The following is a 12,049-nucleotide window of genomic DNA, read 5'->3' on the forward strand; positions in this document are numbered from 1 at the left end:
GGGCGGTCCAGTGCGTCAGACGGCGATCAGCGTCGCATCGCGGACGTCGCGATAGCGGTCGGGCGTGCAGGTCAGGACGATGATCTGAGAGTCGCCTGCGGCATGGCCGAGGACCTGAGCCATGGACGACAGCCGTTTGGGGTCGGAGTAGCCGAGCGCGTCGTCGAGGATCACCGGCACGCCGTCGGCCTGGTCGATGAGAGACGCACACGCCAGCCGCGCGAGCAGGCCCAGCTGCTCGCGCGCCCCGCCCGACAGCGATTCGACGTCGACGGTCACCCCGTCGAGGGTGCGCGTCTGGATCTGGAAGTCGTCCGCGACTCCGAACCGCACGCCTTCTCCGAACACGGGGCCTGCCAACTCCTCGAGACGGCGCGTGAACGGGTCGACGTACCTGGCCCGGGTCTCGGTCCGCTTGCGTTGGAGCGTCTCGAAAAGCACCCGCGCACCGGCCGCGCGGTCGGTCACTCGGCGCAGCGACGCGGCAGCCGCATCGTTCTCGGCGACGGCGTCGGACAGTTCGTCGAAGCGGCCGTCGCTCCTGCACACCTCTAGTCGGGTCGTCAGTTCCGTCTGTGTCTTGCGTTCGTCCGCGATCTTCGTGCGGGTGCGGTCCAGCGCCGCTTCCGCCTCGTTGAATCGTGCACGCACGCCAGGGACGTCCATCCGCGTGGCGTCGAGCGCAATTCTCGACGCCACGACCCGTGCGTTCTCCAGGTCTGTCGCCGCGGCCGACGATGCCGACACCAAGTCGGCGTCGCTCGCATCCGCCACTGCCCGCACGATCTCCTCCCGCAGGGCGACCACCGTCTGGGCTGCCCGTTGACCGGAGGTCTCCCACACCTCAGCGCGACTGGAATGCTCGCGCACTCGCGCCGACTCCACATCGCGAGCCCGTTCGGCTGCGGAACAGGCATTCGCCGCGTCGCGCTCACGGACACGCAGCGCGCCGAGGTCGTCGACCTCGCCCGGCTCGACGTCCGGAATCCGCGCGTCGACCGCGGCCCGCTCGGACGTCAGGTCATCGACGCTGTGCTCACCGAGTTCTCTCCGAAGCGCTCTTTCCACCTCGCGGATCCGGCCGAGCGCCTCGGTGCGTCGTGCTGCGGCCGGGACCACGTCCGACAGTCGCTCGACACCACATCGGTCGACGAGTGCGGTCGCCTCGTCGCGCAGCGCTTCGAGTTCGTCGGCCGACGCCTGCGCGTCGGTGCCCGGCACCACGCGCACGCGGACGTCAGTCGCGTCGACAGACAACGCTCGCCCAGCTTTCACAGTGATCTCGTCGGTGACTGCCTCCCCGTCGACGGTCACGCCACCGCCGAGAGGGGTGACGATCACGGTCGGGGCTCCGGCGTCGACACGCGCTTGAGCTGCAGCGATCGCGCGGTCCAAGTCGACTGCGCGCGACGCATCGGCATCGGTCGCGACATAGTCGGCCGCAACCTTCACCGCACCGGACAGCTCAGCTTGCAGTCGCGCCGCCTCGGCGAGGGTCGCATCGAGCTCGGCACGACGACGGCGGTCGCGCGCGACGACTTCTGCAGCCTCGGCTGTGACTATTCGCTCACGCAGGGCCGCCAGCCGCTCCTGTGCCGCCGTCGCCTCGATGCCGAGCTCTTCGGCGCGCTCGGCGGCCACACGGGCATCATTCCGCGACGACTCGACAGCGGCACGCCCGGATGCGACGTCCGACTCCGCCTGTCCGAGACGCGCGCGAAGGTCTTTGCGTTCGGTGACCGCCTTCGCGGCTGCGGCTGCCTCGGCCTGCCGCTGAGCGACGACGGCCTTCGACTTGTCGAGCTTCTCCACAACAGCGTCGGCCTGGGCGACCTCGGCAGCCAGCCTGGCCACTTCGACGCGTTGCTCGGACTCCAACTCTGCGTATTCGGCGATGGCGGCGGCGACACCGGGCAGTCGGTCCGTCGCCTCCTGAACGGTGGCGAGGATCCGTTCCCGTTCCGCGACCGCACTCGACGCCTCCGCGGCCGCCCGCTCGGCAGCCAACAACTCCCCGGTCGGCCTGCCCTGCGCCGCAGTGAAGTAACGCTGGTATTCGGCTGTGACTGCAGCGAGGAGGTCTTGCGTCTGCAGGCTCTCCCCGGCCTGATCCACGTCGACGTCCCCCGCCGCACGGTCGAGAGCCCTGGACAACGCGGAACTGTCCGTCAGCGCCCCCAACTCAGGATCAGTCGACTGCAGCAGACTCAATGCCCGGTACAGCGTGCGGTCGAGTGACGCATCGAGGATCTGCTCGACACGCTCGTGGGCCGCTCTGCCGGTCAACTGTTCGGGTTTCGGCTCCAGGATTGTCAGAGACGTCTCGGGCGCTTTGTTGAAACGTTTGAAGTACTCGAAACGCCATGGCCCACAAGAGATCTCGGCAGTCACTTCGCTGCCGACGTCGCGGCCGGACGGCTGCACGGCCCGCACGCTCGCCTTGCTGCTCTTGTCGCGCGTCGTCAGCAGCAGGTCGAGTGCCTCGACCATCGACGACTTGCCCGCCTCGTTCTCGCCTTCGATCACCGTGACGCCGGTGTCGGCGAACTCGACGTCCCGCTCGACGACGCCGCGGAAGTTCACGACCTTCAGCCGGTGGACCCTCACGCTCGACTCCCCGCCAGGCGCAAGAGCAACGACAGCGCCGATCGCGCCTCGGGTTCGTCGGTCGCCCTGTCGGCGATCTCCGCCGCCGCCAGCGCGGCGTATCCCTGCAGGTCGAGGCTGTCGAGATCGGCGTCGTCGGACGTCACGACGAGGTGATGTTCGCGATCCCAGGTCGTCAACGCCGCGAAACGGTCGCCGAACTCGTCGAACAGTTCGTCCAGAGCGACGTTCTCCGCCACGGTCAGCGTGCCGACGAGACCGAGTTGCACCGCAGTCTGAGGCTTGTCGGTGATCGCGCTGAGCGTCGCCCGCAGCCGGTCGACGTCGGCGATCGAGTTCATGTCCTGGGTCAGCGTGCGGAACGCCCACCGGCCGACGCGGTGCCGCTGAACGTCGATCGACCGCTCCCCGCCTCGCCGCAGGGTCACCTGCAGCACGTGGCCGGGCTCGGTCTCCACGTTGTCGAACGCCGTGACCTCTGGTGCGCCCGAATACCAGACCCGCCCAGTTTTGCCGACGGACGTGACAGAGTGACGGTCGCCGAGGGCGACGTAGTCGACGAGCCCCTCCGTGGTCGCGGCGTCGACGCCTGCACTGGCGACGATCGACGGATCCGGATTGGGACTGAGGCTGTCCATACCGCCGTGGCCGACGACGATCCGGATGTCGTCCGACGGTCCGAGGGCGGCCAGCTGGTCGGCGATCAGATCGGACGACGGGTGTTTGGTGTGCCACGGCACCGCAACGATGCTCACACCTTCGCGGATGCGGATCACCCCCGGATTGTCGAGAACGTGGACGTTCTCCGGGCACGCACGCACGAACTCCGCCGACGTGTACACGCTTGTCGCGTCGAGTGGGTCGTGGTTGCCGGGCAGCAGGTAGACGGGGACCAGATAGTCCCCGAGCGAATCAAGCGTCCTGCGGATGATGCGGGTGGAGACTCGAGGATCGTCGAACACATCGCCGCAGACCACGACGAACTCTGCGCCGGTCTCCGCGGCCACCTCACCGATGCGTACGACGGCGGCGTCGCGGGCCGCGGCATACGTGTGCTGGGACTCGCCCGAGAGGAAGCGACGAGTCATCCCGAGCTGCCAGTCGGCGGTGTGAAGGAACGTGACTTCTGGATCGACGGCCGGAGCAGGTGGAGCAGACTCCACTCGGCGCTTCGGCGTCGCCTTCTTCCTTGTCGGGGCAGGGGCGGGCTCGGGGAGATCAAGCTCGAAGAGAGGCTCCATCTCGTACATCGACTGGCTCACCGCTCCCCCTCTTCTGATCTCAGCGATCGACTCGCCTGAAATACTACGAGCGGGGTCTGACAATTCCCGATTCCGGCGCGCGGTCAGTCGCGAGAAGTGATCCGATCGGCCATCGCGCGGAACGCGGGCAGCGCCTCTTCCATATTTGTGTCGGCCTGCAGATCCTCACTGTTCTGCGCGATCACGACGTTGTCGCGAGGCGAGACGTACACGTACTGGCCGAGAATTCCGACGGCCAGGAAGTCGCCTCGGTCACCGTCGCCGAGCCACCACTGGTAGCCGTAGCCGTACACCGATCCGTCGTACAGCTCACCGTTCGCGACCTGCGCCGACTGCGCCGACGTCGCCTCCTTCACCCATGCGGCGGGCACCACCTGGCGACCGTTCACCACACCGCCGTTCACGAACAACTGGCCGAAGCGTGCGAAGTCGCGGGTGGTCGCGTGATAAGAGGCGTACGCGATCGCCGAACCGTAGTAGTCCTCACCGACCGGCGTCGGGTTCTTCATCCCGGCAGGCTTCCAGATGTTGTTCTGCACGAATGCGGCGAGCGGCTGACCACTGGTCTTGGTCACGAGGCGGCCGAGGACAAATGTGTCGAGCGAGGCGTAGTTGAACTTCTTGCCCGACGGCATCCTCCGGACCGACTGACGGGCCTGATCGATCAGCGGCTGCCCGAGCACCATCCGGATCGTGGTACCGGTCGCCCCGTCGGTGACGTTCGCGTAGTCCGACTCGTCGTACCTCTGACCGGACGACATCTGCAGGATGTGCTTGATCGGCACGCCGTCGTATCCGGAGCGCCTCAGCTCCGGGAGGTACTTCGTGATCGGATCGTCGACCGATTCGATGAGGCCCTTGCCGACCGCGATGCCGACTGCCGTCGAGGTGATCGACTTGCCGACCGACCACGAGTTGAAGTGACTGTTCATCGTGTAGCCGGCGAAGTAGCGCTCGTCGAGGATCTTGCCGTCGTGGAGCACGACGAGCGCGCGTGCGGACGTGCGACGAAGGTAGTCGTCGAAGGTCCGCGTCTTGCCCTGGTAGCGATACGTCGCGTCGAGTCGTCCGGGGACCCTCGGGAGTTCGACGGGAGTCGACGACGGCGCCATGGTCGTCGTCTTGTAGAAGATCACGTGAGGCAGAACGGGGAGCGACTCCGGCTCCGGCACCGCGCCGGCCGGCGCTGCGACGAGACCGAGAGAAACGGCGACCGTTGCAGCGACGGCTGCGGCGCGATGACGAATGAGCACGGGTGAGCTCCTTGGGAGGGATCTGCTCGAGTGGAACGACTCGAATGCAACCATCTTGTCACCACAGTTGTCAACAGTGGTGACATCACCGAAACGACACAGCCGCGGCACGTAGGATCACCGGTGTGCCGACTACTCCAGACGCCCCGCGCCCCCGACTGACACGCGACCGGGTGATCGACGCGGCAGTTGCGATCATGGACTCCGACGGCGCGGACGCGCTGACCTTCCGCAGCCTCGGCCGAACCCTCGACGTCGACCACACCGCTGTGCTCCGGCATTTCCGGAACAAGAACGACCTGCTCCTCGCACTCGCCGACCGCCTGCTCCGGGAGGCAGTGGGCGCGATCGAGCCCTCGAACGATTGGCGCGAGACCCTCCGCGTGCTCGGCCACAGCGTGCGCAACGCCTGCCGGACGCATCCCCACGTGGCGGTGGCCGTCGCGGGGCGAACCGTCCGCAGCGAGGCCGAGTTCGCCGGGGCCGACCTCGTCATCGGGGCGTTGCTGTCCGCCGGAATCGAGGGCGCCGAGGCAGCGTCGTACTACCGCGCGCTCGTCGACGTGGCTCTCTCGTACGCGGCTCTCGAGGCGGCCATCGCCACCCTGCCGGCCGATGATCTCGCTGCCGACCGCCTCGCGTGGAGTCGCGAGTACCAGTCTGTGGACCCAGATCGTTTCCCCAACCTGGCGTCTGTCGCGGAGCATCTCCCGGACGTCGACGACCAAGACCAGTTCGAAGTCGCACTAGGCCTGTTCATCGACGCGATCGAAGTCCGCGCCTCACGCTGACAGAGAGTCCTTCGCCGGGGCGGGCGCGCCCTGGTGAGCGGGCCGCTTGAGGAAGAGCGTCGCGACGAAGCCGATGACCAGCATGCCCGCGGCCAAATAGATCGACTGGCCCATCGCGTCGGCGAATCCGCCGCGGATCATCTCGGGGAGTTGCCCGGTCGCGCCGCCTTCACTGTGGTCGAAGTCCGCGCCGGGGACGTTGGCCGCGAGACGCGACATCATCAACGCACCGATCGCCGACGAACCGATGACCGACCCGACGACTCGTGTCGTGTTGTAGACGCCCGCACCGGCGCCCGCTTGATGCCATGGAAGGTCCCGGGTGGCCGTCGCGGCGAGGGGCGCCCAGATGCCGGCGCTCGAGACGCCCATGAGCATCGTCGGCAGCAGCAGGAGCCAGACCGGCGTCTCCGGATGGAACACGAAGCCGGCCCACGCAGTGGCGATCGCGTATCCGAGCAGTCCGGTCGCGACGATCAGACTGGGATGCACCCGATCGAGGATCCGGCCGACGATCGGCGCGAGAATGCCCGTCAGGACCGCCATGGGGACCATGACCAGCGCGGATCGGGTCGGCGACATCCCGCCGACGAGCTGCAGGAAGAACATGATCGGGATCATCGAACCGGAGACTGCGAAGCCCATCGACATGATTCCGATGTTCGACAGCGTGAAGTTGCGGTTGCGGAAGAGACTCAGCGGCACCAGCGGTTCGGCGCGCATCTTGCTCTCCCACAACACGAACAACACCATGAAGACGATGCCGCCCCCGATAAGGCTCCAGATCCATGCGGCCCAGTCGTAGCTCTCACCCTCTTGAATGCCGAACACGATGGCCGTGAGTCCCGCAGCGGACAGGATCACTCCGATCCAGTCGAACTTGTGGTCGTGCGTCTCGACGTCGGGCACCAGCATCTGCGCCAGAACCAGGCCGATCAGACCGACCGGCAAGTTCACGAAGAAGATCCACTCCCAGCCGAACGAGTCGGTGAGGATTCCGCCAAGCAGCGGGCCGACGAGGGTGGCGACGCCCGCGACGGTTCCCCAGACACCCATCGCGGCACCGCGACGCTCAGGCGGGAAAATGCGCGTGATCAACGCCATCGTCTGAGGCGTGATGAGAGCTGCGCCCAATCCCTGCACGCCGCGGGCGACAATCAGCTCGCCGATCGAGTCGGCCAGCCCGCACCAGAGACTCGCGAGGGTGAACACCAGCAGACCCGCCTGGTACACCTTCTTCGGTCCGATCTTGTCTCCGAGCCGGCCTGCGATCAGCAGCGGCACGGCGTAGGTCAGCAGGTATGCGCTGGTCACCCACACGATTCCACTGACGCTCGCGTCGAGCGCATCCTTGATCTGGGGCTGCGCGACGGCCACGATCGACATGTCCACGAGGATCATGAAGAAGCCGATGCACAACGCCATCAGTGCCGCCCATGGACGGTCCGTGACCGGCTTGAAAGCCGATCCGCCTGGAACTGACATATCTGACTCCCCCTGTGGTATGGCCGGAACAGCAGTGAAGGTTATCACCGTTCACCGACACCCGACGGACGGGAATAATGGCGCCAGGACGTGGTTGAACGAAGGTGGTTCGCTCCGAACCGCCGGCCCAACTGCCGCACAGAACGGAGAAACGACATGTTCGGTAAGAAGCAGTCCGCTCCCCAGCTCGCTCCCGCACCTTCGGCTCAGCTCGACGGGTCCGTCGAGGTGCCGCGTGGCAAATCATCCGGCTTCATCGTGAGCACGCTCGTCGACAAGGCTCAGCGCCTCCAGCAACCTGCGGTCACCAAGTACGTGGCGAGCATTCGACGTCGCCACCCCGACGAGACGCCCGAGCAGATCATCCGACGGCTCGAGAAGCAGTACATCAACACCGTGACCGCGTCGGGTGGCGCCGTCGGCGCCGCGGCCGCCGTCCCGGGTGTCGGCACCGTGACCGCGATCGGCGCGATGTCCGCGGAGACGGCCTTCTTCATCGAGGCGTCGGCCCTGCTCGCCCTCGCGGTAGCGGAGGTGCACGGAATCAGCCCCGCCGACACCGAACGTCGACGGATGCTGGTCCTCGGCGTCGCTCTCGGCGAGGAAGGCACCGCCGTGATCGGCAAGGCGATCGGCGCGCGCAGCAAGTCGGCCATGACGCAGCTCAACGTGCCGGGAATCCCCGGAGTCAATCTGGCAACGATCAACAAGACGCTCACCAACCGCTTCGTCAAGAAGTTCACCCTCGGCAAGGCCCCGGTGATGTTCGGCAAGGTGCTGCCCGGCGGCATCGGTGCCGTGATCGGCGGTGTCGGCAACCGCGCACTCGGCAGCGCGGTGGTCCGCAACGCACGTGAGGCGTTCGGCACTCCACCGACCTTCTGGCACGACGGCGCCTCCGTCATCGAAGGCAGCCTGGCGACGCCGTCGTCGGGGCGCCGCAAGCGTCTGGCATCGAGCCCGCGAGACACCGCGCAGGGGTCCAACTGAGCGGCTGGATCGCGTCACTCGGCGCCGAATGTGTTCGACGCCGCGGTCTCGCCGCCGCAACCCTGACCGTGACGCTCGGGGCGGTCGCCGTCGATCTGGCAGCTCCGCTGCTGGTCAAAGCCGCGATCGACGTCGCCACCGGAGACCCGGGCGCCCCGGCGATCGCGCTGAGCACGATCGTCGTGGCGCTCGTGTCGGCAGCCGTGATCCGGTACGCCTGCCAGTTCGGACGACGGATGACTGCGGGTGCGCTTGCAGTCGGCGTCCAGGACCGCCTGCGGAGGCGGATCTTCGACACCCTGCTGCACCTCGACGGCCCGTCGCGGGACACCATCCGGACGGGTCAGATCGTGTCACGGTCGATCAGCGACCTTCAGGTGGTGCAAGGACTTCTCGCGATGACTCCGCTGGCGATCGGCGGTGCGGTGCAAGCGGTGCTCGCGTTCGCCGTCATGGCGTTCCTCTCCCCCGTCCTCACTCTTGTGGCGGTCGGGACGATCCCGCTGCTCGTCCTTCTCGTGTACGTCAGCCGAAAGCGGATGTTCGCCGCCACCTGGTCGGCGCAGCAGGCCGCCGCCGACGTCGCGAGCCACGTGGAGGAGACGGTCACCGGCGTCCGGGTGGTGAAGGGCTTCGGGCAAGAGGATCGAGCAACCGATCGGCTCGCCGACCTCGGCACTCGGCTGTATCGGAAGAAGCTGCGTGCGGCGCGCCTGGCCGCGTGGTTCACACCGACCATGACGTCGATTCCCCAGGTCGGGATGATCGGCGTCATCGGCCTCGGCGGATGGCTCACTGCCCGCGGCGACATCACCGCGGGCACCTTCCTGGCGTTCTCCACCTATCTCGCGACCATGACCGGGCTCGCCCGCGTTCTCACCAACCTGGTCGTGAACGCTCAGCTCGCGGCCTCGTCGGCCACCCGAGTGTTCGACGTGATCGACCACCCGCGTGACGACGCGTACTCTTCGCACAGCCCACTTCCGATGGGGCCGCTGGGCATCCGGTTCGACGACGTGACGTTCGCTCACGATCGTCGTCGCATCCTCGACGGGCTGTCGCTGACGATCGAGCCCGGCGAATGCGTCGCGGTGATCGGTGGGCCCGGCTCGGGAAAGTCGACCCTCGCCGATCTGCTCAGCGGCGTCTACCGACCTCAGTCGGGCACCGTGACGATCGTCGGAGCCGACAGCCGCGTCGACGTGTCAGACCTCGCTCCCGATGTGCTCCACAGTGCTGTCGCGGCGGTCGACGACGAACCGTTCCTGTACTCCGACTCGATCGCGGCGAACATCGGCCTCGGTGACCGAGCCGATCTCAACCGTCCGGCCGTCGAGGAGGCAGCTCGAGCCGCGGCCGCCGACTTCGCGGAGTCGTTCACCGACGGATACGACACTCGCGTCGGTGAACGAGGGCTCACACTGTCCGGTGGCCAGCGACAGCGGGTGGCGCTGGCCCGGGCGCTGCACGCTCGCACTCCGATCCTTGTGCTCGACGACGCCACGTCCGCTGTGGACGCCGCAACCGAGTCACGCATCCTCAGCCGTCTCCGCGAGCAGGGTTCGACGATGTTGGTCCTGGCGCATCGCGCGTCGACGCTGTCCATCGCAGACCGCGTGGCGGTCCTCTCGCACGGTCGGATCGTCGACATCGGCACCACCGCAGAGTTGGCCGCCCGCAGTCCCGAGTTCTCGCGCCTGATGTCGACGACCGACGATGAGGCCGCCGCGGCGCCGGAGACGCTCGAGAGTCTGTGGCCCGGTGTCGCCCAGACCGGTGCCGCCGGAGTGCTCGGCACCGCTGCCGCGTCCCCTGCCCTGGCCGATGCGCTCGCTTCACTTCCGCCGGCCACCGAGGAACCGAACATCGACGTCGACTCCGCCCGACGGGAACGGCCGGAGTTCGGCCTCGGACAGATCGTTCGGCCGGTTCGCCTGCTGCTCGCCGCCGTCGTGGTGACGATCGGTGTCGACACCCTGGTGGGCCTGGCGTTCCCGACGTTGGCGCAGCGAGTGCTGGCGGCCGACGACACCGGGGTGATCGTCGCCGTCACAGCCGTCGGCCTCGGGCTGATCGCCGTGTCGTGGGTCGCGTCACGGATGAACACCGTCCTCGCCGCGCGAGCGGGTGAACGTGTCTTGTTCTCGCTGCGCGTGCGCAGTTACGCCCATCTACAGCGGCTCGGTCTGGACTACTACGAGCGGGAACTCTCCGGGCGCATCATGACGCGCATGACGACCGACGTCGACGCGTTGTCCGGGTTCTTACAGACCGGCATGTCGTCGGCGGTCGTGTCCGTCCTGACGCTCGCGGGCGTCCTCGCCGCGCTGCTCCTGACCGATTGGCGAGTGGCCCTGGCCGTGCTGCCGATCTTCCCGATCCTGATCGTCGCGACGATCGTGTTCCGCCGGATCTCGTCAACGTCGTACACCCGTGCTCGGGAGTTGATCTCCGCAGTCAACGCCGACTTCCAAGAGAACATCGCCGGGCTGTCCACCACACGCGGATACCGTCACGTCGCCGTCGCAACGGCGGCGTTCGGCGCACGGTCGGACGCCTGGTACTCGGCACGCATGACCTCACAGCGAGCTGTCGCGACATACTTTCCGTTCATCACGTTCTGCGCGGACCTCGCGACGGCCATCGCCGTCGGAGTCGGCGCGCACCAGATCGCGCGAGGCGACCTGCATCCGGCAACACTCGTCGCGTTTGTGCTGTACCTCGCGATGCTGTTCGGTCCGGTTCAGCAGCTGACCCAGGTGTTCGACGGTTACCAGCAGGCCGCCGTGGGCCTGCGCCGAATCCGCGACCTCGTGACCACGAGGTCGTCGATCGTTGACGTCGCCGACACCGGGCCGGTCGCCTTCGACGGCGACGTGTGTCTCACCGGCGTCGACTTCGCATACAGCGAAGCGTCGCGCAATGCACTCACCGACGTCGACCTGCACATTCCCGCGGGCACCTCGCTCGCACTCGTCGGGGCGACGGGTGCAGGCAAGTCGACTGTCGTCAAGCTGCTCGCCCGCTTCTACGATCCGACGTCGGGGACCGTGGCCGTCGACGGCCGCGACCTCCGCGACGTGACTCTGCGCCGATACCGATCACGGCTCGGCGTGGTCCCGCAAGAGCCGCATCTGTTCGCGGGCACCGTCGCCGAGAACATCGCCTACGGGCGGCCCGACGCGACCCGCGAACAGATCGCCGACGCGGCCCGTCGAGTCGGCGCGGCGACGATGATCGCCGGTCTGCCCGGCGGCATGGAGTTCACCGTCAGCGAGCGCGGACGGAGTCTGTCGTCCGGCCAACGGCAATTGATAGCGCTCGCGCGGGCCGAGATCGTCGAACCCGATCTGGTTCTCCTCGACGAGGCGACCGCGACACTCGATCAGGCGACGGAGGCCCACGTGCTCGCCGCGGGGGCGGCCCTCGCCCAGCGGCGGACCACCGTCATCGTCGCGCATCGCCTCGGCACCGCCGCCCGGGCGGACGCCATCGCGGTGGTCGACGACGGCCGCATCGTCGAGTTCGGCGCTCACGCCGAGCTGTACGGCGCTCACGGGCCATACCGCCGCCTCTGGGATGCCGGAGATCGTATGATTTCCGCCACATGAAAGTTGTATTCAGCGCGAACGTCACGATGAACACTACGGCGGCGACGCGG

7 protein-coding genes are annotated in these 12,049 nt (G+C 67.5%); 3 read left to right on the forward strand and 4 right to left on the reverse strand.

Features of this window, described 5'->3' with window-relative positions; genetic code table 11:
- Positions 1-15: 15 nt before the first annotated feature.
- The 3 genes from WFK36_RS14690 to WFK36_RS14700 all read right to left on the reverse strand — a co-directional run bounded on the left by WFK36_RS14690 (position 16) and on the right by WFK36_RS14700 (position 5,122).
- A complete protein-coding gene (locus WFK36_RS14690) occupies positions 16-2,607 on the reverse strand; it encodes an AAA family ATPase (RefSeq protein ID WP_336792581.1) in 2,592 nt (863 codons plus the stop codon).
- Positions 2,604-3,869 (reverse strand): metallophosphoesterase family protein, encoded by a 1,266-nt coding sequence (locus tag WFK36_RS14695; RefSeq protein ID WP_336792582.1) that lies wholly within the window; start codon positions 3,867-3,869, stop codon positions 2,604-2,606. Before WFK36_RS14695 ends, WFK36_RS14690 begins: the two co-directional genes overlap by 4 nt.
- 83 nt (positions 3,870-3,952) lie before the next feature.
- Positions 3,953-5,122 (reverse strand): serine hydrolase domain-containing protein, encoded by a 1,170-nt coding sequence (locus WFK36_RS14700; protein ID WP_336792583.1) that lies wholly within the window; start codon positions 5,120-5,122, stop codon positions 3,953-3,955.
- Between the two features lie 125 nt (positions 5,123-5,247).
- Between WFK36_RS14700 and WFK36_RS14705 the strand changes: the two genes are divergently transcribed.
- Positions 5,248-5,913, forward strand: a complete 666-nt coding sequence (locus WFK36_RS14705; RefSeq protein WP_336792584.1) for a TetR/AcrR family transcriptional regulator — start codon at positions 5,248-5,250, stop codon at positions 5,911-5,913.
- Here the strand turns inward: WFK36_RS14705 and WFK36_RS14710 are convergent.
- Positions 5,905-7,398, reverse strand: a complete 1,494-nt coding sequence (locus WFK36_RS14710) for a DHA2 family efflux MFS transporter permease subunit (protein WP_336792585.1) — start codon at positions 7,396-7,398, stop codon at positions 5,905-5,907. The genes WFK36_RS14705 and WFK36_RS14710 overlap by 9 nt on opposite strands.
- A gap of 156 nt (positions 7,399-7,554) precedes the next feature.
- Here WFK36_RS14710 and WFK36_RS14715 point away from each other — a divergent pair, with 156 nt between their 5' ends.
- Both WFK36_RS14715 and WFK36_RS14720 read left to right on the forward strand, forming a co-directional pair.
- A complete protein-coding gene (locus tag WFK36_RS14715) occupies positions 7,555-8,388 on the forward strand; it encodes a hypothetical protein (protein ID WP_336792586.1) in 834 nt (277 codons plus the stop codon).
- Positions 8,385-11,999, forward strand: coding sequence for an ABC transporter ATP-binding protein (locus WFK36_RS14720; protein ID WP_419717504.1), 3,615 nt, complete (start codon positions 8,385-8,387; stop codon positions 11,997-11,999). Before WFK36_RS14715 ends, WFK36_RS14720 begins: the two co-directional genes overlap by 4 nt.
- The last annotated feature ends 50 nt before the right edge of the window (positions 12,000-12,049 follow it).

It is taken from the genome of Gordonia malaquae (assembly GCF_037148075.1).
Taxonomy (GTDB): Bacteria; Actinomycetota; Actinomycetes; order Mycobacteriales; family Mycobacteriaceae; genus Gordonia; species Gordonia malaquae.

Coding starts and splice junctions, on each gene's coding strand:
- WFK36_RS14710 (WP_336792585.1), bottom strand. CDS start 7,398: ATGTCAGTTCCAGGCGGATCGGCTTTCAAGCCGGTCACGGACCGTCCA.
- WFK36_RS14715 (WP_336792586.1), top strand. CDS start 7,555: ATGTTCGGTAAGAAGCAGTCCGCTCCCCAGCTCGCTCCCGCACCTTCG.